We start from the raw sequence: 25,125 nt of genomic DNA on the forward strand, positions 1-25,125 counted from the left end.
ATGTAGATAAATTCCTTACACGCGTTCGGCAATCAACCCCTCGATTTCTTCTGCTAGGGGCATTGCCTCTGATGAGCTGTGCTTGCTTACTACTATGGAAGCGGAAGCACTGCCAAACTTCAAAGCGCTTTCAATCCCTTTGCCGCTCACTAACGCATATAAGAAAGCGGAAGCATATGAATCTCCTGCGCCGAATGTTTTCAATACTTTCGTTTTATAGGACTTCGCTGTAAAAACTGCCCCTGATTTTGCATAGGCACATGAACCCTCAACACCGTGTTTGATTACCACCAGGTCTGCGGAATGTTTAAACAAGTAACGAATGGTTTCTTCATTTGTACCTTTTCCGGTATTTTCCATAACATCATATTCATCACGCGTACCAATCAAAATGTCTGATTGCTCTGCGACTAACGAATAGTAAACGGACGTTTCTTCAATGGAATTCCATGTATAAGGACGGTAATCCAATTCAAATACCACTTTTACATCATTTCTCTTCGCAAGGCTGACAGCTTTTAAAACTGCCTCACGTGATGGGCTTTTTGCTAAAGCCGTCCCTGAAACCAATAGGATCTTTGATTTTTTGATATATTCTTCATCCAGTTCCGAAGGTGCTAAATGAAGGTCGGCTACATTATCCCGATACATCAGGATACTGCATTCTTCAGGGCTTTTAATTTCCGTGAAGGCAAGACCCGTTTTATGTCCTTCTTGATCGATTATCATATTCGAAGTATCAACACCCGCCTCACGCATATAAGATTCGATGAAACGGCCGTGCTGGTCATCGGCAAGCTTACCGATAAATCCGACTTTCAAGCCTAATTTTGCACTTCCGATTGCAACATTGGCAGGTGAACCGCCCACATATTTTGTGAATGTCATGGTCTCTTCCATCGGACGGTTATATTCATTGGCATTCAAGTCGATGCAGGCCCGGCCAATGGCAATCAAGTCAAATTCCTTATCGATATTAAAAGTATAGTTCATCAGGTTAACAGCTCCTTTTCCTTTAACGACTCAGGATCCACTCATGATCGGGATCATTGTAGAATTTCCATGTCCTTGCCGGACCGGCCATGACATTCAAGTAATAGGATTCATAACCGTCTGGCACCCCTACCGGATGATAACCGGCCGGTACAAGTACGACATCTCCATTTTCGACTGACATGGTCTCATCGATTGAACGGTCATCTGTATATACTCGCTGAAAGACGAAGCCCTGAGACGGATTCATTTCATGATAATAGGACTCTTCCAATAATGACTCATTTGGTAAATTATCCTGATCATGTTTATGCGGAGGATAGCTCGACCAGTTTCCGCTTTCTGTATATACTTCAACAACGAGAAGGCTATTCGCATACGGAGCTGAATCCGGTAATATATTATGGACCATCCGCTTATTGCTCAAAATGCCCCTATGTTCAACCTCAACATCTTCCGCTTTAATCCATTTAGTCGGAAGTTGCTTATCGGAAGGCGAATAACACAGCGCCACTCTGGCCTCGGTTATCGCTTCCAATCCAAAACCCCTATTATTTGACACGTAAATGCTATCAGTCGGCACTTTATCAAATACACTATCTCTTGTGCCCAAATCATGGTATACATTTTCGCCTACAGTCACATTGATTTTTCCAGTAAGAGCGACAATGCAGCATTCTTTTTTGATTAATAATTCCGAATATTCAGTACCCTGAGCCAACTCCACTATTTTGAATTCTACATATTCTAAAGGAGAATTTCCTTTCGTAACTGATTGAACGATTGTAACACCTTCAGCGACCTCTTGTTTTTCCGGCTTTTGAAGCAGTTTACTCATATGTACCTCCTTGGTTTTTCAAAAAAATCCGGCCCGTATCCAAACGGGCCATCTTGCAATGTCTTTTTCGTTCACTTATTTCACGTAGCGTGCAGTCACCATTTTTTTACGTGTATAGAACTCAACACCGTCGGTTCCATTTGCATGAAGATCACCATAAAATGAATCTTTATATCCAGAGAATGGGAAGAATGCCATCGGTGCAGGAACACCCACGTTTATGCCCAGCATCCCGGCATGGATCGTTTCACGGAATTGGCGTACATCAGCTGCACTGTCCGTATATAAGCAAGCCCCGTTTGCCAGTGCTGAAGCATTGGCAATCTCAATGGCTTCCGTTAAATCTTTAGCACGGACAACGGAGAGCACTGGTGCAAAAATTTCATCTTGCCAGATTTTCATTTCCTGTGTCACATGATCAAAAATCGTAGCTCCGAGGTAATATCCATTGCCGCTTGCTGCCTCGTCTTTACGTCCATCGCGTACAAGGGTCGCACCTTGAGCTATACCTGATTCGATGTAATCAATAGTCCTCCTTTTAGCTCCTTCCCGGATTACAGGTCCTAGAAAAACGCCGTCATCCAGACCATTCCCGATCGTAATGGCATCAGCTGCCCGTTTCAATTTTTCAACTAGCTCGTCCGCTACGCTTTCTTCTACGACAACAACCGCAGCGGCCATACAACGCTCACCGGCCGACCCAAAAGCCGCACTTGTAATTTCCTTGGCCGTCATATCGAGATTGGCATCTTTCAAGACAATCGAGTGATTCTTCGCTCCCGCAAGAGCCTGGACGCGCTTCAAGTTAGCCGTGCCTGTTTTATACACATATTCTGCCACTGGCTGTGAACCGACGAAGGAGATAGCTTTCACATCTTCATGCTCCAGAAGCCCATTAACCACGTCATGTGCTCCATTGACAATGTTCAGTACTCCTTTAGGAAGACCTGCTTCCTCAAACAGTTCCACAATGCGTGCTGCAAGCAAAGGTGTACGTTCAGATGGCTTTAACACGAATGTATTGCCACATGCGATCGCAAGCGGGAACATCCAGCAAGGAACCATCATTGGAAAGTTAAAAGGGGTAATACCGCCGATTACACCAATTGGGTAACGGTACATACCCGATTCAATGTTTGTCGCGATATCCGGAAGCTGTTTTCCCATCATCAGCGTAGGTGCACCCGCCGCAAACTCGACGCACTCAATGCCACGCTGTACTTCACCCATCGATTCCGATAAGCTTTTACCATTTTCGATAGTGACCAGTTTAGCAAGTTCTTCCCAATTTTCCACAAGCAGCTGCTGATACTTGAACAATATGCGAGCCCGTTTCGGGACAGCAACCTGGGACCATTTTTTAAATGCCTCATCCGCCACTTGGACCGCATTATCCACATCTTCCCTAGAGGAAAGTGGCACCTCGGCAATTGCCTCACCAGTTGCAGGGTTGAACACGATTTCCGTTTCCTTGGAAGCGGATTCAATCCACTCACCATTTATATAATTTTTTAATTTTTTCACCTCATGTGTTACTGAAGACATGTTTTTTCCTCCTTAAAATAAAGTATTTTGTTAGATCATCGAGCCAGTATAACCATCGCCATCAATGAAATCGATTTCATTTGACTATGGAAGAAATCCATCCATGTTTCTTTTTAGAATCAACCAATCAATTTTCTAGCTCAATCCAAAACTTATAATTTACTAATGAAATCGATTTCATTTCTTTAAGAGGTCCACCTTAAGAAAAATAAGGACCAATCCACTCCCCCTTCAGTTATAGCTTGTACATAACCTTGATTCGGGATGAAATCGATTTCATTTACTTTATAAGGAAATACTACAATGAAAAATTTTCCCTGTAAACACTTTTTTTGCATTTTTTATAATATTCACTCTTCTTCACGTTTCAAAACATTGATAAATATGGAAATGTGCTTGAATATTTAATGAAAAACATCTTCAGCGGTTCTTGAAAATCTTACCAATACTTTATCGATATCGGTAGTGGTATTTTTGGTATATTAATATTTCTAAACTCAATTGACTTTATCATAGGAATTCCAGCTAACCTAAGAATAACATCCCTATTCATTTCATATATGTAAATTTTAAAGACTACCTTCTGCTCCCCTTTTCTTTACATTACCATGAATGTCTCCTTTTTAATGAAAATAAAAGATATTTTACTATATCAACAGACTTGGGATTACATAACCTTTCCCGAGATAATTTCATCAACAAAAAGAGGCACCCATAATGGGAGCCTGAATTTTAGTGAAGGTAAGCTATTATATGTGAATGTTAACCATTCCGTATCCTTATGCTAACAAGATGATGGAGAAATGGGATATTCCACCCATTTACTTATTTATACGGAATTTAAAACAGGCTAGCTTAAGTCCAGTTATTTCACTGCCTTTTTGATTGCCTTCACTTCATATAATGATCCTTCCGAACTGACGATATATTCAGGCTTTGGTTTCCCTAGGTTTGCTTTATGGCCTGCGATATGGGCTTCACTCTTTTCCCACTGCTTCCAATGCTCCTCCGACTCCCAATTGATCATAATGATGACCTCTTCATCCCCGCGTCGCACTTTTTTCACCATTACACTTAAATCGATGAACCCTTCCTGCTTTTCTATGATTCCTTCCCCATTGAACCGTTTTACTACTTGTTCTGCATTACCTTCTTTTACCACCATTTTTCTCATCTGAACGAACAATACGAACAACTCCAATCGATATACTTATAATGAATCATTTCATTCGATAACGATTCTCATTGTCAATTAATGAGACTTCTACTTAAGTGCACTACTTAAAAACAAAATAAAAAATGGATCAGGAAGTTTTGCATATCTTCCAGATCCATTTTTTAATGTCACTCACCTTTTATCTTTAAGACTTTTGGGAACATAGTCATTCAGTTTGTTAAATAAAGAAGTAATGTAGGAGCTGAGTTCGAATCGATCCTCCTGAACAAATTCAACTAAAGACACTCCATTCTTTTTCATATCTTTTCCCCCTTTTAGTTTTTGTCCCGGTGCAAAACTTTTCTGCCACTAATACCTTTGAATCCCGCCATTAGCGCACTTACATACTTCTCTCCATCGTTTTCTTTATTTGATTATACAAGAAAGCGCTTACAATGTAAATTATTATAATACTATAGATTGCTATTTACTGAGTATGTTTCAGATAAATGAAGTTTTCTCTTCATATTTATGGTTAGCAAGCTGTGCTGGCTTTTCAGTGTACGTTCCATATCATAACTACTTGTCTTGTTCACAGAGAATGAAATTTCAGGAAATGCCCTTCAATATCTCAGTTAACCGTAGGAACTCTTCCTTATCACGATTTCTTAATGAGTCATCGATTTCTTTTTCGATTTGTGCTTTCCGGTAATCAGCAAGGGCCTTTTTTAAAACCATTTCAGCCATCTCTTCAGGTTCAAGCGATGTTCCTGGCAATTGCTTCTCCATACGAAACCAACTCCTTAACCTTTTTTCTATTATACTAAATAACTTGGAGATTATTATTATTTATTAAAATCTTATCCTTTCCTCTTTTTCATTTCCTTAACCACATGATTTCCACTTTGCCACTCTTCTATACATGAAAATTCTAAATATTCCGATTTAATTTCTCCTCATTCATTTTATTTCACTTTAGTCATTTTATCCGGGAAGATCGGATCGTTCATTTCCATTACTTTAGAATTAATTATATTCCATTACAGGTGATGAGAGCTAAGTTATTCGCTTCATTTTTTCAGAAAAGTCAGAATTATATTGACCAGTATGGATAAGCCCTCTAAAATAGTCTAAATAATCCAGTTTTTCACTTATATTCCTTAACCATCATTTTTGTTCATTTCGGCTTTATTTATTGTTGAAGACAGTTTTGATGAAAAACTTAGCATTAAAGGAGCATTTACCATGAAAAAAAGTCGAGTTCTTTTCGCTAGTTTAGCTGGTTCCGTTATTGAGTGGTACGATTTCTATTTATACGGGACAGCAACGGGCCTGGTTTTTACAACTCTATTCTTTCCCAATCATGATCCTGCGATTTCACTTCTTCTCGCCTTTGTCACATTCGGGGCTGGTTACGCAGCCCGTCCAATCGGAAGCATCCTGTTCGGTCATATGGGTGATCGCATCGGACGGAAGGCAGCGCTTATGTTCACCCTTATTGGTATGGGAGGGAGTTCAATGCTAATCGGCGTTCTGCCCACTTATGCCCAGGTTGGGTTGGCCGCCCCCGCCATCTTGGTGGTGCTGAGGTTGATTCAAGGAATTTCCTTGGGAGGTGAATGGGGAGGAGCCATCCTATTGGCAACGGAATCTGCTCCTAAAGGTGTCCGTGGGTTATATGGATCCATTCCCCAACTAGGGGTCCCCATCGGCTTGGTTGCCGGTTCGTTCAGCCTAACCCTCATCAGTTCCTTGACAACCGATGCCCAATTTTTATCTTGGGGTTGGCGGATCCCATTCCTTTTAAGCGGTGTACTGATCGGATTGGCAATCTGGGTAAGGAGCGGCATTGAAGAAACACCGGAATTCCAGCAGCAGAAGGATAGCGGCGATCTTGCGAAAGTTCCCATTATTGAAACGTTGAAACACGATTGGAGAAGTGTGCTGCAAGTGATCGGACTAAAAATTGGGGACGGGTTCTTCAATGTATTCATCATGTCCTATGTTCTCGTCTTTACTACACTGTATTTTGGTTATTCCCAAGATTCAGCCCTTACCGGTTTAACGATTGGCTGCGCTACGATGCTGATTACCATTCCTGTAATTGGTTACATTTCAGATTTTATCGACCGAAAAATCATCTATTTTGGGGGCCTGACTCTCCTTTTCGTCTTGGCCATCCCATATTTCACAATGATTGGGCGTGGGGTCGGCTGGTTCTACATTATGCAGGCTGTTGTACTCGGTGTCATCTGGGGAGCCATTTTTTCTACACAAGGGACATTATTCTCGGAGCTCTTTCCAGCCAAGGTCCGTTATACTGGATTATCTGTCGGTTATCAGGTCGCGGCAGCCATTGCAGGTTTCGGTCCGCTCATCTGGACCACCATGGCTGAATCATATGGCCCATCCCCTTTGGTATTTGGCGGATTCATGATGGCAGGTCTCGCAATTTCCCTGGCGCTTTGTATATTATCACCGCATTTCAGCAAAAGGAAAGAAAAGGATCAAACACTCAAACCACATGAGCTAGATTTGAACTGAGTCTAAGATCTCTGGCATGAGTAATAACAGAGGCTGCCACGTCCTATCACTCGGACAAGCGGCCTCTGTTTTTTTAGAATGCATATACCTCTCTATACTTGTTTACTTCCTACAATCTCCAAAAGATCAGTGAGCGACCGGATTTCATAGGTGGGCTTGATTCCAAGATAATTATCCTTTTGATGTGGATTGTACCAACATGTATCCATACCATAATTCAAGCCGCCCTGTATATCTGATGTCAAGGAGTCACCCACTATTAAAGCTTTCGATCTATCTGTGATCTTCAACTTGGAAAATGCATAATCAAAAATCCCTCTATCAGGCTTCTGAAACCCAGCCTCTTGGGAAATTATCAAAGTCTCAAAGGTATTGCAAAGGGCTGACCCGCCGATTCTTGCTTTCTGCACTGCCGAGAAGCCATTTGTTATGATAGCAAGCCGGCATCCCCCAAGCTTCTCGCAAACCTCTAAAGCCCCGGGCAGAAGATGTATCTCCTTTCCCAAATGTCCTAGGTACGCACGGCTGAACGCATCCGCATCGATATCAAGCCCGTGCTTCAGGAACAACTGCTTGAACCTTTCCACACCCAGATTTGTTAAATCTATAAGCCCCAGTTCCAAATCCCTCCATAATACCTTACTGATTTCTTGGTAGCTTCCCGCATAATCCTCCACCCCTGTGGGTAAACCGAACTCTAAAAAGGCTTCATGCAGTGCTTTTTTTTCCGATATTCCAAAGTCTAGCAATGTATCATCCACATCAAATAAGATAATCTCGTATTTCATCGCTACCCCCATAATCATTTTAGTCCAACATTAACACATTTCCTTTAATTACGTATGGAAAATATAATACTGCAAGCTTGGAAAACTACAAAAAGGATAGCTTCAAAGGCTATCCTTTTTGTTTGGTTCTTTATAGATAATGCTCCCAGTTCTTTATCGATAGTCATGGAAGATAAGGCGAATAAGACTTTTTCACTATAAAATGCTTCCTTTTATCAAGAAGTGATTATTCGCTTAACCGGTTCTTCTTCCTGAATCGTTTGTTGGTCTTTTCTTGTGAAAGCACTGACAGCCAGCATGACGATAAGGTTAAAGGTAATGGCGACGATTCCTATATCAATATCCTGAATGAAATGTGGTGCCTTTGGTAATAAAGTGGCCATTGTTGCCTCCGCCAGCGTAAAGTAAGCTACCAACACCACCCCTAAAATCATCCCTGCAGAGGCCCCCGCTTTACTTACCGGATTTCTCTTAAGCAAGCTGAATACTAATGGAGGGAAAAGTTGCAGGACAAAACTGTAAGCCATGGTCAGTAACGCAATCATCGTATTGCCACCATAGAATGTAAAGATCAAGGAGACTAGTGACACGATAGGAACGAATATACGGGTCAGTTTGGCAAGCTGTTCATTCGATGTGTCAGGCTTAACCGCTTTGTAAATATTCTTTGATAAAATCGTGGCTGCCGTCAAAATTAACATCGAACACGGTACGAGGGCTGCAAGCATTCCCGCTGCTCCTACAACGCCAACAATCCAAGGAGGGAAAGCATCTTTCGCGATTTTAAATAAGGCAAGGTCCGTATCGCCGCCTTGTAAATTCGGTATCTGTAAAACCGCCGTAAAACCGATAAAAAGAATGAAAACCAGAATGATTTGATACAGAGGTAAAATGGCAGAGTTTTTCCTCAGAGCTGATTCATTTTGGGAAGATAAACTCGCTCCAAAGCAATGCGGCCACATATATTGGCCCAATGCGATGGTCAGGCAAAGGGAAATATACCAAGAGATGCTCAGCCCTTCATCAGGAAGCAATAAGAATCCCGGTTTTGTTGCTTCTAGGGTTTCGAACATCGGTTGTACTCCGCCGAAGTAATGTATGGGCAAATATATGCCCAAAAACACGATTACGACAAGAATGAGGATATCTTTCAATACTGCCGTCCACGCCGAACCGTGAATTCCTGACACATATACAAAAACAGTTACGCAGAGCATTCCGATCCAAACAGCAACCGTTGGGGGAATCAATCCATATGATGCTTCGGAAACAATGATCTGAAAGCCTTTTAATTGTAATACGATATAAGGAATCATTGATAGGACTCCTATAACAGCAACCAGAAGTCCCAATGACTTACTATTATACTTTTTTGTAAAAAAGTCAGATTGCGTCAGCACATTATGTTTTTTCGCATAGCGCCAAATTGGGGGTAAAATCCAGAAAGGAACGATGTAAGTAAGAGCGCAAAATATATAGATAGTGGGACCGCCCATACGGTATGCCGCTCCGCTGGCTCCTAGAAACACAAAAGTCGAAAACATCTCTCCTGCCATCAGAACGAACATGATTAAAGAACCGAAGTTCCTCCCCCCGACCGCCCACTGGTCAAGCTTCATTTCGCGCCCCTTTTTTGCGCGGATACCTAAGTAAAAAGCCAAAGCAAGAGTCATGGTGATGATTAATATGGAACTGTTCATTTATTCTCCTCCTGTCTATCACAGATCACACTGCTAATATAAAGACAGATGGATGTCAAAATAAGCCATGCTGTGGCCCAAAAGATGATGAAAGGCAACCCGAATATATATGGCTCCACACGGTTAACCACAGATAATGAGCCAATTGCGGGTATGACGCTGAGCAGCACAATGATTTTCTTCAAATTGAAGTCCCCCTCTTAATAAATCTGTTAATGAAACGGCCTGTGAAAGCGCTTAAAAAATGGGTCATGCAAATCTTGTTCTTAACCACCTTCACACTGGCAGTAGCTTCACTACTAACCTCAAAAAAGAAATAATAATGCCAATTTTCAAACTACTATTACCAATTTCTCTCTAATTAAGGTTGCAGATAGATTCCAGTGTAATCACCTTTTCTTTGGCTTACAATAACATAAGAGGCAAAATTCCGCCTAACATTTTCGGTCATCCCTTAACCCTGGAATCTATTATAATGGATGAACTTTCCCCCCCTTCATATTATTATTTGCAAGAGTTATGCCAATTGCTTTTATTCATAACGATTCACCCTTTAACCCTATTAATACTAGTGATTTTAGAATTCTAAGGCTTTTATTAAACCTAACAATTTGTTTTTTTATTATTGAGCATCTGTTTCTTGAGTTTTAATCACCTCAACTGAACTGTTTTTAACTCATAAAACAGGTGACAATGTTGAAAACCAAACATAAGGAAGTCTCTCCTCCCTGCTTTTATAAGCATTTTTCACTTGGGGATGATTGGCAATAGAATGCTAGAAGGAAATTCCTTGCTATGATAAATCGTTTGTCTGGCCCTTTTTGTTTCACTGCTTTCGATCATAGATTTCCCTGTATTCGGATTGGGGGCATACTGTGGAAAACTGCTTGATGAAATTTCAAGCAAGATCCGATGACCCGGAAGAAAGACATTGCTTGTAGCCCACAAGTTAATTTCGTATTCAACGATTTCCCCATTCAATTCTTTTTCAGCTCGATGGCCATTCCGGTATTTTGCATTGACGATTCCCTCGGTTAAAATAATCGCTTTACCATCGGGTGATTCATCCACAAGCTTTGCAGTAAAATCAGTGTCCGCTGCATCAGTTGATGCAAACAACTTCACTTTAACCGGACCTGTTACTTCAAGCGCTTCTTTCAATGGCTCTGAAGTATAAACGAGCACGTCGTCCCGCTTTTCGATTTCGCTTTGATCATATGGACCCATTGTAAGTGGGCCGGAAAAAAGTGTAGCTCCACCTTTTGTCGGTACAGGGTTTAGGGGATCATATATATATGAATCCGTCTTTTCTCCCTCCTGCTCCTCTCTGCTTAAGCGCCCATCACCTGTTTTCGTATTCGCTTTTCCCTTACTGTGCAAATAATAACTCGTATATTCAGTACGTTCAAGCGGCCATTCATTTTCATCACGCCATACATTAATCCCCATTACAAATATTTTCACCGGCGGTTCCTTCTCAATACCATTATCGATACCTTTCAGCCAGTGATTAAACCAGCGAATATGAAGGGCGGTAATATCTTCATCAAGGTTAATCCAATCCCCAGACGCGTGCACTCCAAAGAAGCGTTCACCCTGGATCGAGGAAAAAAGACCATGGCTCCATGGTCCAACAATCAGTTTTTGAATATTGCTTAGTTGGCCATTCACTTTGTTCATTTCCACGTAATTTTCCAGGGTAGGGCCGATAAAACAATCATACCAACCGCCCAAATGAAAAGCAGGAAGCTGTATCCTATCAAATTTCCCAGTAATACTTGAATTCTGCCAATAAATTTCGTCTTCGATTGGGTGATTCAAATGTTCTAAGAAAAAATTACCTTCGTCCAGAACCTTTAATGGCGGCCAATCATTAATAGGTGCATATGCATATAATTCCTCAATATTGTTGAGGGAGTCAGCAAGCTTACGAAAAGCCGAAGTTCTTTCCTTATTTTCTTCATACTTCCGCTTCAGCAAATCGGGTACAATCGATTCCAATGTCCACGTTTCAAAAAGTCCTAGAGCAAAAGCTCCATTACGATAAACCGTTCCATTTCTTTGGTCATTCAGCGTCATTGCCGGAAAAATGGCGATTAAGTGTGGAGGTTTTTTTTCCGCTGCAAGCAGCTGCGTGTATCCATAATAGGATAGGCCAAACATGCCCACTTTCCCTGTGGAATACGAGAGTGAAGCCGCCCATTCCACTGTGTCGTATCCGTCATCCGCTTCCTGGCTGAATGGCTTGAATTCCCCTTCGGACTGAAAGCGTCCTCTCACATCCTGAATGATGACAACGAATCCATTTTCAACAAGACGATTGGTGTCCAAATAACGATGGGAGTAATACGGTAAGTCCTTACTGTATGGAAGCCTGGTCAATAAAACCGGAAACTGCCCAGTCAAATTAGGTCTGTATACATCCGCATAAAGTACGGTGCCATCCCTCATGGTGCATGGGACATTTTTTTCGACAATCATTTCAACTTTTTTCATCAAGACCGCTCCTCTTAGCTATACCATTGATTTGAGTACTTTTGACTGTGTATTAATGATTACCACTCCGTGTTCCTTGTTCGTAAATATTAAGAGACCAAGGGCTTTTCTTTCCAAGCCTTGGCCTCTTAATTTTGTATAAACGATTGGCTTAACACTTGGCAGCATCATTATATTCGGATCACCATTCAATAAATATTGAACGATCCCCATCAATTCAAATCAGACCTTGGATAAAATGATTGACTCGATGATTTCCGTTACCCTGTCCCCCACTTCGGAAGTGGATGCCGTGCCCTGCATATCGGGCGTGAGCACCCGGGCTTCCAGCAACAGTTGCTCAATCGCATCAAGAACAATCTTACCATGTGATTCATAGCCAAAAAAGTCGAGCATCTGGCTTGCTGACCAAATGGAGGCAAGCGGGTTTCCAATGCCTTTGCCGGCAATGTCAGGAGCTGAGCCGTGAATTGGTTCGAACATCGATGGAAATTCCCTTTCAGGATTAATATTGGCACCGGCAGCCAGGCCGATTCCTCCAGCAAGCGCAGCCCCCAAGTCTGTTAAAATATCACCGAACAGGTTCGAAGTGACAACGACTTCAAAGCGCTTCGGGTCTTTGATCATCAGCATTGCCGCTGCATCGACTAGATATGAAGCAGTTTCGACTTCAGGATATTCCCTTCTGACCTCTTCGAATACTTGATCCCAGAAAACCATCGAATAATTCAGGGCATTTGCTTTAGAAATGCTCGTGAGCGATCTGCCTTCTTTTTTCGCGGTTTCAAAAGCAAAACGGATGATCCTTTCCGTCCCTTTACGGGAAAACACACCGTTTTGCAGAACAACTTCATGTTCCTGCCCTTTAAACAGCCAGTCTCCTGCGCCTGAATATTCACCTTCACTGTTTTCGCGGATGAACAGCATATCAATATCTTCACGTTTCACATCAACGAGAGGCAAGTGAGCCCCTTTTAACAATGTCACGGGCCGGATATTGACATACTGATCAAAGCTTTTACGGATTTTCAATAATAGCTCCCATAGTGAAATATGGTCTGGAACGCCCGGAAACCCGACCGCACCTAAATAAATTGCGTCAAAAGCTTTTAGCTTATCGATTCCATCATCATCCATCATTCTACCATTTTCGGCATAAAATTCGCAGCCCCATGGGAAGTATGTGAAATCCAATTGAAAACCTGAATCCAGTTCAGCCACTTTTTTTAATACCTTTATTCCTTCATTAATCACTTCAGGGCCAATGCCATCTCCTGCGATGACCGCAATTTTGAATTGTTTCATAAATGCTCTCCTCGATTTCAGTCTTGATTCCAAACGATCAATTTCATTTCGGTCATTTCTTCCACAGCGTATTTAATGCCTTCACGGCCAGTCCCGCTTTCTTTTACTCCGCCATATGGCATTTGATCGACACGATAGGTAGGCACATCATTGATGATCACACCGCCTACATGCAATTCCCGTGAAGCATACAATGCGTTTTTCACATTGTTCGTGTATATACCGGCCTGCAAACCAAAGCGGGAATCATTCACTTGATCGATCGCTTCCCTCACTGAACCCACTTTATTGACAATGACAACCGGAGCAAATGCTTCCTGGCAAGAAACTTTTAGCGTATGATCCGCTTCTGTAATGATTGTAGGTTCAAGAATGTCACCCTGCAATTTCCCCCCTGCAGCAATCGTTGCCTTACTGCCTTTAGTTTCCTCAATCCAGCCCAATACACGGGCCGCTTCCCCTTTGGAGATTAGGGAGGAAATATACGTATTCGGGTCTAATGGATTGCCAATTATAAGTTTTTTGGCCGCTGAAGTGAATTTTTCGACAAACTCTTCATACACTTCTTCATGTGCATATACACGTTGCAATGAAATACATACTTGCCCTTGATTGGAGAAGGCACCCATGATGCAACGATCGATAATTTTATCGATATCTATATCTTTATCAATGATTAAAGCCGAGTTCGAGCCAAGTTCAAGTGTGGTCTTTTTCAGCCCCGCTTTGTTGCGGATCCCGATTCCAACACTTGGGCTGCCTGTGAATGTGATCATGCTTACCCGATCGTTTTCTACAATCGCTTCCCCGACCGTGCTGCCCGGACCCGTCACTACATTTAATACGCCAGCCGGCAGACCCGCCTTTTCAAAAATTTCTGCGATGAAAAGTGCCGAGAGCGGAGTTTGCGAAGCTGGCTTCAACACAATGGTGTTCCCCGCAGCTATTGCCGGTCCGACTTTATGCGCCACTAAGTTCATCGGGAAGTTAAACGGGGTGATGGCTCCAATGACCCCGATCGGCTCTCTTAACGTGTATCCGATTCGGCCAACCCCGCCTATGGCTGCATCAAAAGGAATCGTTTCACCATGAATCCGTTTAGCTTCTTCAGCCGAGAACTTATACGTTTCGATGGTCCTTCCAACTTCCGCTTTTGCGAACATGATCGGTTTGGCTGATTCACGGGATATGATTTCTGCCGCTTCTTCAGCATTCTCCATTAATAGCGCGACAGCCTTCTCCAATATTTCCGCCCTTTGATAAGCTGGCATTTTTGCCATGACTTCACGTGCATTGTATGCGGCTGCAATCGCCTTTTCCGTCAGCTCTTTATCCGCCATGGCAATTTTGGCGATTTCTTCCCCGGAGTAAGGGGAATATAGCGGAGCATAACTTTCCGTTTCCACTTTTTCACCATTGATCATTAGATATTGTTTCATTGATTTTAATTGATTCGCTAATTTACTCATTTAGGGCCTCCAATACCATTTCATGAAATTGAACAATTGCTTTTTCCGAAGAGGAATATCTGCCTTTGTTAAAAGCACGGGAGCGGAAACCTATTTGTTCCAGCTCTACTAGTTCCACATCTTCCTGTCGGACTTGTTCGGCAAACGTAACAAGATCTTTCTCTTCCTGAGTCAAATTCTCATCGCGGAAATAATATGTGTAAACAGCCAAAGTCGTTTCGTGATCAATCGGAACCATTTGAATGGTCGCCATATTTCCAGGACCTGGATAAATGGTCAACATCAAGTTAGGCCACAGCCAGAAAAAGGATCCACCTTGCATTTCCGCCTGATTTAAATCGACCGTTCCGTAATTTTTATCCGGTTTAACGATCGAACCTTGCAGTGAATAGTTATCGCAAGTAATGATTTGATAATCATCCATATCAAGTGCTGCAACAAAGCTTGGATGTGCTACATGGCAATGATCACATTCTAAATAGTTATCTATGAACGCTTTCCAGTTTGCCTTGATCACCCTCGTTTTTTGACTTGTTCTTTTTAACTCACTTAAAAACGGGTATTTACTTAAACGGTCAAAGAAATCGCCGTAAGATTCGCTAAGCGGTTTCGCATTATCATCCAAGTTTACAAAAATTAGAGATTCCAAGATTTCCATGCGTACTGAGCGTAAACAGGCATCTTGAACACATGCTTCATCTTCTCCTTTGAAATTTGGCGCTTTGTTCAATTTCCCATCCAATTTGAACGTCCAACCATGATAACTGCATTGTAAGATTTTCTTCTTGCCTGATTCACTTTTTTCAAGCTTAGTAGCACGATGCGGACAAACGTTATAAAAAGCGCGGATCACCTCATCCTGGCCGCGGTTCACTATGATCGGCTCATTGGCTACCTCTGTCGTAAAGAATGATCCCACTTTTTCCAATTGGCTGACATGACCCACAAGCTGCCAAGATTTAGAGAATACTAGATCGATTTCCTTTTCGAGAACTTTCGGATCCGTGTATTTGTCATATGTCAATGTTCTTTCAAATGTACGATTCGTAACATTTTCCACCTTGTTATAAGCCATCATTATTTCCCCCTAAAAAATGATTACAAGCATTCCTGCCCTACTGGATATAAAGATTGATATCTTTTAATTAAACCGACCTTCCGCTTCAACCGGCTGTCACTGGTATATTGGCAAAAGGTTCTGCCGCCAACTTAATTGAATCTGTCGGACAACCATCAAAAGCATCTTCCAGGTCCTCCTCCAGATCTTCGGATACTTCAGTTATTCCTGTGTTCGCATCCAGGATTGAAAAAGCTATTCCTTCATCGTTATAATCGAAAATTTCCGGTGCAGTCGCTCCACATGCCCCGCAAGCGATACATGTCTCCTGATCAACTATTGTGTATGTAGCCATGTGGTCCCCCTCCTTTCATATAATTAAACGGACGATGTGCTTTTCTCTTTTCCTCCCATTGTGCTCGTGCTGTGGAGCGGCTGAACTTTCGCACTCGGGTCGATATGAACTTTTGCATTACTCACTGCTGTAGGCGCTTCACCGAACCCGCTAGCAATCAGCTTCACCTTCCCTTCGTACGTGCAAATATCCCCTGCGGCGTATATGCCTTTGATATTCGTTTCCATTTTAGAATTGACAACGATGGAATTGTTTTCAATTTCAAGTCCCCAATCCTTGATTGGCCCTATTGATGATACGAATCCATAATTCACAAGTACGTCATCGACTTCCAGTTCAAGCGGTTTTCCACTCTTCGCATCCGTCACAATCACTTTTTCTATACTTTCTTCTCCAATCAGTTCGGCAGGGAGATAAGGAGTCAAGACCTCCACATTGGATTGTTTCAAACGCTCTACACTGTGTTCATGGGCACGAAATTTATCCCTTCGGTGAATAAGTGTCACTTTTTCAGCTATCGGTTCAAGCATTAGCGACCAGTCGACTGCCGAATCACCGCCACCGAATACAACCACTTTCTTATCAGCGAATTGACTCATATTCTGGACGAAATAATGAAGGTTGGCATTTTCAAATCTTTCTTCGCCTTCGATTTTTAATTTCCGAGGCTGAAATGCCCCGTTTCCAGCAGTGATGATTATCGCTTTCGAATAATGTGTTTCTTCGGATGTCGTAATGGCAAATATCTCATCCGAAGTACGGACAATGGTCTCTACAGATTGATTTAGACAAATATCCGTTTTGAATTGACCCATTTGTTCCAGTAATCGATTGATGAGATCTTGAGCCTGAATTTTCGGGAAACCCGCAATATCATAAATATATTTTTCAGGGTACAAAGCAGACAGCTGCCCTCCCAATTGAGGGAGGCTTTCAATGATTTTCACTGAAGCTTGGCGCATCCCCGCATAAAAAGCGGTGAACAAACCAACCGGTCCTCCCCCGATAATAGTGATGTCAGAGACTTCATACTTTTCTTCCAAACTCATTCCCCCCTTGATGTCTTCCTTAATAAGATTCCATTTACTAGAATCACTTTGCTTACATGTAAATTCATGCAATAATTACTGACATGCAAACCTAGCTAATCAATTTCACCAATTGATAATTTTATATATTGCAATATGCGTGCCAACCACGGAAACCGCCTTTAATATACTAAATATTAAGAATTCATTTTGAAAACGCTGTCATATTGAGTTATAATTAACTCAAATTTGATGAAACGTTAATCAGAATTCACTCATTCCCTTTTGAAAAGAGAGGATTACCTTATGAAAAGTACGGATTCAACTGAAAGTGTCGAGATGACACTCCAAACTCTATTAAAGATTCTTGATCATTCCTCAGATGAGATTTTCGTCCTTGACGGTGAAAAGCGGATTCTTTACGTCAACAAGGCATGTGAGCGCCATTATGGGCTGAAACCTACTGATGTCATCGGCAAAAATAATGTGGACTTATTTGAAAAAGGATACTGGACGCCCTCCATAGTGCCTGAAGTATTTAAAAGAAAAAAGCCTTGCTACATGAAACAACAAACATATATTGGGGCTGAATTGATGACATCGGCGATTCCAATTTTAAATGATGCGGGGGAAATTGAACTGGTCGTCACTACATCCACAGAAACACAAACGTATAAAATGTTAAAGGCGAATGAAGCAAGCAGTGAGTCAAAAATGACTCATGATGAAGATGAAACGGGGAGATTCATTACTAACAGCGGTAAAATCAACCGCATCCTCACTTTTTGTGAAAAGGTGGCGCCTACGGATTCCACGATCTTAATCCAGGGGGAATCTGGAACGGGTAAAGGAGTGCTTGCCCATTTCATCCACCGGATCAGTAAGCGGAAAAGCAAACCTTTCCTGACGATCAACTGTGCAGCCATTCCCGAAGAACTGCTCGAATCCGAACTATTCGGCTATTCAAAAGGTGCATTTACCGGTGCAAATAAAACTGGAAAACGCGGATTGATTGAATCCGCTGACGGCGGCACTGTCTTTCTTGATGAAATTGGGGAAATATCGCTCGCTCTGCAGGCAAAGCTTCTCCAAGTAATCCAGGACAAGCAATTCATTCCCGTCGGCGGCAGCGAAATGAAAAAGGTCGACATCCGCATCGTCGCTGCAACAAACCAGAACTTGATAGAAATGGTCAATGATAAAAGATTCCGGGAGGATTTATTTTACCGTTTGAATGTGATTGATATTCAATTGCCTCCATTGCGGGAACGTAAAGAAGACATCATTCCCCTTACGTACAATTTCTTAAATAAGTTCAATGAAAGGTATCATGAAAATAAAGTCATTTCGGAAGAATGCTTGAACCTATTAATTCATTATTCATGGCCCGGCAATGTACGCCAGCTCGAAAACTTGATTGAAAGGTTGGTCTTAATAAGTGACTCCGTAATCCTAATGTCCGACTTGCCTGAAATGATTACCGAGAACGTTGAACAGGTCACACAGATTGATCTCCCCACTTCTCTCGATAAAGCACTTGATGAAACGAAAAGGATATTGATCAGGAAATCTTACCAAACATATAAATCATCAAGGAAAGTCGCAAAGGACCTCTCTATCAGCCAAACGAAAGCCTCGGCATTGATCCGGGAATACTGTGAGGACTTAATGAATAAATAAAGTACCATGAAAATGACAATGTTTGTCCATTTGCATCCAACCAAAACATGCTGGTTGTTGCTAGTGATGATAGTATCCATTTCATATGGGCTTCCATTGTAAATCCCGACTTCTTCTTCCTTATCCGTTGTCCAGGTACGAACAAAAATAAGAGACTTCCCCTTTGCGGGCAAGTTTCAGTTGATCTCGCTGATTATGTTTCGAAAGCATCCTCATCACCTCAAGTTTTAATAGTTCTATTTTAAAACAAAAAAGACTGTAGGCAAAAAGGAGTTCTATCTGAAATTTTAAACATAGTTGATTGAAACGGAAGGTGCGAGACTCCTGCGGGAATAGCGAGTCCAAGGGAGACCCCACAGGCGCAAGTGCGCCGAGGAGGCTCCCGGACCGCCCGCGGAAAGCGAGTGCCTGAAGTGGAAATCAACGTCAAAATTTGTACAAGCCCAAAAAAACTGTAGACAAACTCGATTTTCATCGAGTTTGTCTACAGTCTGAGACTTCCCCTTCGCGGGCAAGTCTCTTATTTTTATGAAGATCCTACTATTTTTTCACCTCTCGGCTTTGTACTATTTGAATCCGGTTCCCTTGTGATGCCAATTTGATTGAATTTATCATCTATGGACAGTTTGTATGTCAATGATCCTGCACCTGCTTCATCAGGCTTGAAAGTTCCTGCATTTGTCCGTTTTCCATCTTTCAGCAACCACACCTGATACACCTCGGACTCTTGAAGGCTAGGTAAATTCTTAATTTGAACGATTAACCGTCTTTCTTCACCTTGCTGCAAAATGTATGCAGCACCGTCCGTATTCATATTTACAGCCGTCTTATCGGCAGGCTGCAAAGATAGCGACGTTTTAACCTCCATTGGCAGATTGAAACCTGCAAGTTCTTTTTTTAGTTGAATATTGGAATATAACAGCACAAATACCAAAACCAGAACGGCCAGCAAAAGGCCTGAAGTTACTGGTGTAAACTGTTTAAAGAAAAAACCACTCCAATTCTTTTCCCTTCTCACCGGAACTTCATCATCAGTCCCAAAGACAAAATTCATGACCTCTGATTTCAAGGAAGAAGAAGGTTCCATTTCATCGAAATCCCATTTCAATGAATTCCAGGCTTCCGTCATTTGTTCATACTCCCTAGTGCATTCAGGGCATTGAATTAAGTGTTCCGCGAATGCTTTTTTTTCTTTTTCTCCCAGTTCACCCGATAAGAATGAAAGCAGGTTAGCGCACTCTGTATTCATTTACAAACCACCTACTTCCAAATACTTTTTCAACAATTTAAGCGACTGATGAAGTCTGCTCTTGATGGTACCAATCGGTTCATTTTCAATTTTGGCAATTTCCGTTAACGAATACCCTTTCCAATACAGTAAATCAATCAGCCTTTTTTGCGGCTTGCTTAACTTACTTTTTGCATTGGCAATTTCACTATATAATAGCCCATTTTCTATAGCATTATTAGGATCTTCTATGTCAATAGGATGACTCATGTCCATGTGTTTGTTATTCCGGTTATGAACGCTGTCTTTACGGACATAATCCACACACACATTTCGTGTAACGGTCAAAAGCCAGCTTACAAAGTGCCCCTTTTCGGAATTGTAACTGCTTTTTGTGGTCCAGAGCTTTAAAAAGACCAACTGCACAATCTCTTTAGTTTTTTCAGCATTTCCATTTGTGAACTTAAAAGTAAAACCATAGATTAATTTAATATGCCGGTCATAAAGTTCTTCCAGAGCAGGACGATGCTTTTTCATTACTAATGCCATCAATTCCTTATCATGTTTTTCTTTCAATCGCACCTGCAACTCCTCACCAGTAAATTTGGAAAAAACGTGTAACAGGAACGACCATCAATGATCGTCCCTTTTTTTCTTATTTAGGAAAATTCGTCTTATCATTTACAATATACCAAACATTTTTCACACCTTCGCCATTGACATCTCCCACTGCCTTATCATTCACAAAATAGTAGAGTGGAAATCCTTTGTACGTTACCTGCTCTTCCCCTGTATCTTCCCTTTTAATGGTTCCAAAGTCTTTTTCCTCAAATCCTTTTGGAACAGCAAAATCCCTTTCCATGAATGGAGGCCATTTTTTCAGACAATCACCCATGCAATTGCTTTTTCCTGGTTTATCATTCTTGAAAAAATAAAGTGTCATTCCCTTGGAATCTGCAAGGTATTCGCCTGTTGTTTCACTTTCCATTAAATTCAGGGTTATTGGTTTTTCATCGGCAGTACCACTAACCACTTGATCATTTTGGGGTGAATCATTAGCTTCATTTCCGCATGCCGCCAAAACCAGGACCATCATAAAAACTGAAAATACCATCCACTTTTTCATATACTCTCACTCCTCGTCAATTTACTTCCATCCCCATTTTTGAAATACTTGATGGGATTCTTCCGTTTTGAGATAATCAATGAACTGTTTTGCCTTTTTCTTGTTTTCACTCTTTCTTGTTATGCTTACCGGGGTTCCTCTATAGAGCTTGTCTTCCTCAGGGAGCTGAATCAGGTCCGTCACATCCGCCAGACGGTAATGCCAGGATTCATACGTAATCCAGGCGTCTAATTTAGAATTTGCCTTCCATAGATCGATAGCTTCTGCACTGGACCTCACTGAAATGGAAATATTCCTGCTAATTCCAGGAATCAATCCTTTTCTTCCAGCCAAATCTTCCCATAGCCCAAGTTGCCCGGCTCCATTAACATCCACAATCTTTACGCCCTTCTTCGTTAAATCCTCCAAAGACTGTATATTCTTTGGGTTTCCTTTTCTAACCAGAATTCCAGCTGACCGTGCATACAATTCTGTACGGTTTTTTTCATCAAGGAGCTCCGGATGATCATGCATAAAATCTGTTAGCATATACTCGGACCCTCCGTAAATGATATCCGCATCCTGGTTGGCTTGATCAATCCATTTTTCTTCGGGTCCCGCTGTCACCTCAACTTTTATCCCCGTTTCTTTGGTGAATTGTTCCGCCACTTCCTTGATGGGCCCAAGAGGTCCACCTGGTCCATATACTTTTACGACATCATCGACAGCTTGCCCCCGTTTCGGGCCCATTTCCGGTGAAAACCCTAACAGTATTATCATCAATGATATCCATCCAACAAAAATGACCTTTTTCAAATCTTTCCTCTCTCCCTTCTAAAAAGCCTTTGTACTATAGATAACGGGACAAACTTCAAAACGGTTTGAAAAAAATTGTTAATTTTTTCATCCTGATGCAAAATACATCTGATGATCTTAAGCTTTTCTCTTTTTTTCTCAACAAAAAAACCATTCGAAAACGGAATGGTTGCAGACTGTAGAAATACTCGATAATAATTGAGTTTTTCTTCAGTTTATTGAGGTGTGTTTAAATTGAACATTGTGTTGACTTCAGGCACTCGCTTTCCGCGGGAGTCTCGTACCTTCCGTTCCAATCAACATTGCTTTAACATTAAGGCAGAACTCCTTTTGCCTACTTTCATGCACAACTCTTTCAATTCTCTTAAACTAAGTTATAGAAAAGGCTAACTTGAATTGCTTCCCTCTCTCTTTCTCTTTCCATTTCTTTTAATAACAGCTATCACCAATAATAAAAGCGGAATAATCGTTTGCATCAAAACTCCATAAATAGGAAAGGCGATGATATCAAATCGATTGACATCCATAGAGCTAGGGTACGACCAAAAGCTGAATTCTACAATCAAAATCCCTATCGGCCATATAACAGGACGATAGTCGGAGAGGTTCAGCCACTGCGCGGTACCTAAAGCAGCCGCATAATAAAACACAGAAATTTTGACAAACGCACCTACTATCCATACGGCCATGATGGCGGACTCCAAATGTTCAAAAAAGTCGGCCAAACTGATGTACCGAGATACATTCATCAGGGGATAATTCTTTGTGGCTGTTGTTGACCCGAGTACAAAAAGAACCAGAAGATTCACCACAACTAACGTCATCATCACGGCAAACACAGAAATCATCCCGGATTTCATCCCTTTTTTCATATCGGTTAAAAAAGGGAGGAGAAAAATTATCAGAAAAAACTCGCTGAACCATCCACCCGGTACAATCGAACCCTTGATTGGAGGCATAATTCCATTCCCCAATATCGGGAATATATTCTTAAATTCAAGATCAGGGCCCAGTAAGACGATTAAAAGAAGGATTGGAAAGATAAACATAGGAACAAACAATTGGGCAGCTCTCCCCAGCACCTCTATCCCTCCGCGTACGATAAAGGCACAGAGAAGTACCATCGATGCCATGATCACGCTAATCGGGGTTTTGACCAGAAATGAGTCGACAATAAATTCTCCGTAACTTCTTAGGATTTGCCCTGTGATCGGGATATAAAAAAACAAGAATAAAAAACCGAGAATTTTCCCTGGAATCCTACCAATGATCTGTTCACTGAATTGGATAACCGTTTGTTTCGGATAAATTTTGTGCAGTTTATAAGCGATATACACCGTCACATACCCGATGAGAGACGCCAAAATGGGGGACAGCCATAAATCAGTTTTGGCATATTTGGCTGTGATGCTTGGAACCCCGAGAATGGCCGTTGCCACAATCGTCGGATACATCATGAATGCCATCTGTAGAGATGAGATTTTACCTTTCTCCATCATCTTCCTCCTTTCTGTGATAGTCTGTAAATCTGAAATCACGAAACCCACTGATAGATTTACTTTTTCATAAACACTCCATTCAGTTGGTCCTGCCATCTGCGCGAGTACGAACATAGATAGCACCTAATCGATAGGATATTTAGCATAAATAATGCCCAGTCAGCTGGTTTCGGTTCCTTTACGATTTCTTTTCCTTACAACAGCAATCACCAACAATAACAGAGGAATAATCGTTTGCATCAAAATACTTTGTAAGGGGAAGACGTTGATATCATTACGACTGACATCCACAGTGCTAGGCAACGACCACAAACTGAATATGACAATCAAAATCCCTATCGGCCATACAATAGGACGATAATCGGAGAGATTCAGCCACTGCGCTGTACCTAAAGCAGATGCATAATAAAAAACGGAAATTTTTACAAACGCCCCCACTATCCATACCGCCATGGCGGCGGATTCTACATGTTCAAAAAAGTCGGCCAAACTGATGTATCGAGATGCATTCATCAAGGGGTAAAGCTTTGTGGATGTTGTTGACCCAAGTACAAAAAGAACCGTAAGATTCACCACAATTAACGTCATCATCACGGCAAACACAGACTTCATACCGGATTTCATCCCTTTTTTCATATCTGCCAAAAAAGGAAGAAGGAAAATGATCAAGAAAAACTCGCTGAACCATCCACCCGGTACAATCGCACCCTTGATTGGGGGCATTATACCATCCGCCAATACCGGGAATATATTCTTGAATTCTAGATCAGGAATCAGCAAGAGGATTAAGATAAAGATTGGAAAAATGAAAACAGGTACAAACAATTCAGCAGCTCGCCCCAACACTTCTATTCCCCCGCGCACGATGAACGCACACAGAAGCACCATCGATGCCATGATCACACTAATCGGGGTACGTACCAGAAAAGAGCCGACAATAAATTCTGCGTATCCTCTAAGGATTAGCCCCGTGTTCTGGATATAAAAAAACAAGAGTAAAAAACCGAAAATTTTCCCCGGCATCCGACCAATGATCTTTTCAGTGAATTGGATCACCGTTTGTTTTGGATAAAGTTGGTGCAGTTTATAAGCGATATAAACCGTAAGATACCCTATGAGCGCAGCAAAAATGGGGGACAGCCATAAATCGGTTTTGGCATATTTCGCTGTGATGCTGGGAACCCCGATAATAGCCGTTGCCACAATCGTCGGATACATCATGAATGCCATCTGTAATGATGAAATTTTCCCTTTCTCCATCTGCTTCCCCCTTTCTTTAATAGTATGAATTTAATCCCGCAACACCCACTAATAGACTCACTTTTCCATAAACTCTCCAAATGGCCTGAAAAAAGCTTCGATCCATTGAGTGGGTCCTGACATCTGTGGGAGATTGAACATGGACAGAATCAAGCCAGTGAGGAGCAGTGTAAGAAATGCCATTTTATCTTTTTTAGGGTTTTGTTTCATTTTCGGCCATTCATACAAAATGATTAGAGCAACAATCGCGGTTGTACACATAA

General features: G+C 41.7%; 23 protein-coding genes. 2 read left to right on the top strand and 21 right to left on the bottom strand.

Annotated features, from left to right (window positions below; translation table 11 throughout):
* Positions 1–15: 15 nt before the first annotated feature.
* From iolC to ACIQYG_RS08545, 5 genes are all read right to left on the bottom strand, one after another.
* Positions 16–993: a 5-dehydro-2-deoxygluconokinase gene (iolC, locus tag ACIQYG_RS08525; protein ID WP_402837037.1), complete on the bottom strand. Its 978-nt coding sequence runs from the start codon at positions 991–993 to the stop codon at positions 16–18.
* Between the two features lie 22 nt (positions 994–1,015).
* The gene (gene iolB / locus ACIQYG_RS08530; protein WP_402837039.1) at positions 1,016–1,831 is read right to left on the bottom strand and encodes a 5-deoxy-glucuronate isomerase; all 816 of its coding nucleotides are present in this window, start codon (positions 1,829–1,831) and stop codon (positions 1,016–1,018) included.
* 75 nt (positions 1,832–1,906) lie between these two features.
* A complete protein-coding gene (locus ACIQYG_RS08535) occupies positions 1,907–3,376 on the bottom strand; it encodes a CoA-acylating methylmalonate-semialdehyde dehydrogenase (protein ID WP_402837041.1) in 1,470 nt (489 codons plus the stop codon).
* Between the two features lie 865 nt (positions 3,377–4,241).
* Entirely contained in the window at positions 4,242–4,562 is a 321-nt protein-coding gene (locus ACIQYG_RS08540; RefSeq protein ID WP_402837043.1) for an antibiotic biosynthesis monooxygenase, read from the bottom strand.
* Between the two features lie 579 nt (positions 4,563–5,141).
* Complete coding sequence (locus tag ACIQYG_RS08545; RefSeq protein WP_402837045.1) at positions 5,142–5,321, bottom strand: IDEAL domain-containing protein; 180 nt, start codon at positions 5,319–5,321, stop codon at positions 5,142–5,144.
* 456 nt (positions 5,322–5,777) lie between these two features.
* Here ACIQYG_RS08545 and ACIQYG_RS08550 point away from each other — a divergent pair, with 456 nt between their 5' ends.
* Positions 5,778–7,076 carry an MFS transporter gene (locus ACIQYG_RS08550; RefSeq protein WP_402837047.1) on the top strand — a complete coding sequence of 433 codons (1,299 nt, stop codon included), beginning with the start codon at positions 5,778–5,780 and terminating at the stop codon, positions 7,074–7,076.
* 92 nt (positions 7,077–7,168) lie between these two features.
* Here the strand turns inward: ACIQYG_RS08550 and ACIQYG_RS08555 are convergent, their stop codons facing one another.
* From ACIQYG_RS08555 to ACIQYG_RS08595, 9 genes are all read right to left on the bottom strand, one after another.
* Positions 7,169–7,864, bottom strand: coding sequence for a YjjG family noncanonical pyrimidine nucleotidase (locus tag ACIQYG_RS08555; RefSeq protein WP_402837049.1), 696 nt, complete (start codon positions 7,862–7,864; stop codon positions 7,169–7,171).
* Between the two features lie 215 nt (positions 7,865–8,079).
* Positions 8,080–9,564 carry a sodium:solute symporter family protein gene (locus ACIQYG_RS08560; RefSeq protein WP_402837051.1) on the bottom strand — a complete coding sequence of 495 codons (1,485 nt, stop codon included), beginning with the start codon at positions 9,562–9,564 and terminating at the stop codon, positions 8,080–8,082.
* Positions 9,561–9,749 carry a DUF3311 domain-containing protein gene (locus ACIQYG_RS08565; protein ID WP_264896419.1) on the bottom strand — a complete coding sequence of 63 codons (189 nt, stop codon included), beginning with the start codon at positions 9,747–9,749 and terminating at the stop codon, positions 9,561–9,563. The genes ACIQYG_RS08560 and ACIQYG_RS08565 overlap by 4 nt, the downstream gene beginning before the upstream one ends.
* A 562-nt stretch (positions 9,750–10,311) precedes the next feature.
* Positions 10,312–12,060 carry a CocE/NonD family hydrolase gene (locus ACIQYG_RS08570; RefSeq protein WP_402837055.1) on the bottom strand — a complete coding sequence of 583 codons (1,749 nt, stop codon included), beginning with the start codon at positions 12,058–12,060 and terminating at the stop codon, positions 10,312–10,314.
* A gap of 222 nt (positions 12,061–12,282) precedes the next feature.
* On the bottom strand, positions 12,283–13,365 hold the full coding sequence (locus tag ACIQYG_RS08575) for a tartrate dehydrogenase (RefSeq protein ID WP_402837057.1): 1,083 nt from the start codon (positions 13,363–13,365) through the stop codon (positions 12,283–12,285).
* 17 nt (positions 13,366–13,382) lie between these two features.
* Positions 13,383–14,834, bottom strand: coding sequence for an aldehyde dehydrogenase family protein (locus ACIQYG_RS08580; RefSeq protein WP_402837059.1), 1,452 nt, complete (start codon positions 14,832–14,834; stop codon positions 13,383–13,385).
* Positions 14,827–15,909, bottom strand: coding sequence for an aromatic ring-hydroxylating oxygenase subunit alpha (locus ACIQYG_RS08585; protein WP_063235396.1), 1,083 nt, complete (start codon positions 15,907–15,909; stop codon positions 14,827–14,829). The genes ACIQYG_RS08580 and ACIQYG_RS08585 overlap by 8 nt, the downstream gene beginning before the upstream one ends.
* A gap of 88 nt (positions 15,910–15,997) precedes the next feature.
* Entirely contained in the window at positions 15,998–16,246 is a 249-nt protein-coding gene (locus tag ACIQYG_RS08590) for a ferredoxin (protein WP_402837061.1), read from the bottom strand.
* Between the two features lie 23 nt (positions 16,247–16,269).
* Positions 16,270–17,289 carry an NAD(P)/FAD-dependent oxidoreductase gene (locus ACIQYG_RS08595; protein ID WP_402837063.1) on the bottom strand — a complete coding sequence of 340 codons (1,020 nt, stop codon included), beginning with the start codon at positions 17,287–17,289 and terminating at the stop codon, positions 16,270–16,272.
* Positions 17,290–17,580: 291 nt separating this feature from the next.
* Here ACIQYG_RS08595 and ACIQYG_RS08600 point away from each other — a divergent pair, with 291 nt between their 5' ends.
* On the top strand, positions 17,581–18,954 hold the full coding sequence (locus ACIQYG_RS08600) for a sigma-54 interaction domain-containing protein (protein ID WP_402837065.1): 1,374 nt from the start codon (positions 17,581–17,583) through the stop codon (positions 18,952–18,954).
* A gap of 526 nt (positions 18,955–19,480) precedes the next feature.
* Here ACIQYG_RS08600 and ACIQYG_RS08605 read toward each other — a convergent pair.
* The 7 genes from ACIQYG_RS08605 to ACIQYG_RS08635 form a co-directional block, all read right to left on the bottom strand.
* Positions 19,481–20,203, bottom strand: coding sequence for an anti-sigma factor domain-containing protein (locus tag ACIQYG_RS08605; protein ID WP_402837067.1), 723 nt, complete (start codon positions 20,201–20,203; stop codon positions 19,481–19,483).
* On the bottom strand, positions 20,204–20,758 hold the full coding sequence (locus ACIQYG_RS08610) for an RNA polymerase sigma factor (protein ID WP_402837069.1): 555 nt from the start codon (positions 20,756–20,758) through the stop codon (positions 20,204–20,206). It abuts the gene before it with no gap.
* Positions 20,759–20,837: 79 nt separating this feature from the next.
* On the bottom strand, positions 20,838–21,308 hold the full coding sequence (locus ACIQYG_RS08615; RefSeq protein WP_402837071.1) for a COG4315 family predicted lipoprotein: 471 nt from the start codon (positions 21,306–21,308) through the stop codon (positions 20,838–20,840).
* Between the two features lie 21 nt (positions 21,309–21,329).
* Entirely contained in the window at positions 21,330–22,103 is a 774-nt protein-coding gene (locus ACIQYG_RS08620; protein ID WP_402837073.1) for an extracellular solute-binding protein, read from the bottom strand.
* A 386-nt stretch (positions 22,104–22,489) separates the two neighbouring features.
* The gene (locus ACIQYG_RS08625; protein WP_402837075.1) at positions 22,490–23,599 is read right to left on the bottom strand and encodes a GerAB/ArcD/ProY family transporter; all 1,110 of its coding nucleotides are present in this window, start codon (positions 23,597–23,599) and stop codon (positions 22,490–22,492) included.
* A 162-nt stretch (positions 23,600–23,761) separates the two neighbouring features.
* Positions 23,762–24,862: a GerAB/ArcD/ProY family transporter gene (locus ACIQYG_RS08630; protein ID WP_402837077.1), complete on the bottom strand. Its 1,101-nt coding sequence runs from the start codon at positions 24,860–24,862 to the stop codon at positions 23,762–23,764.
* 57 nt (positions 24,863–24,919) lie between these two features.
* Positions 24,920–25,123 carry a hypothetical protein gene (locus tag ACIQYG_RS08635; protein WP_402837079.1) on the bottom strand — a complete coding sequence of 68 codons (204 nt, stop codon included), beginning with the start codon at positions 25,121–25,123 and terminating at the stop codon, positions 24,920–24,922.
* Positions 25,124–25,125: the final 2 nt, after the last annotated feature.

The sequence above is a fragment of the Peribacillus sp. NPDC096622 genome, assembly GCF_044762665.1.
GTDB classification, from domain to species: domain Bacteria; phylum Bacillota; class Bacilli; order Bacillales; family DSM-1321; genus Peribacillus; species Peribacillus frigoritolerans_B.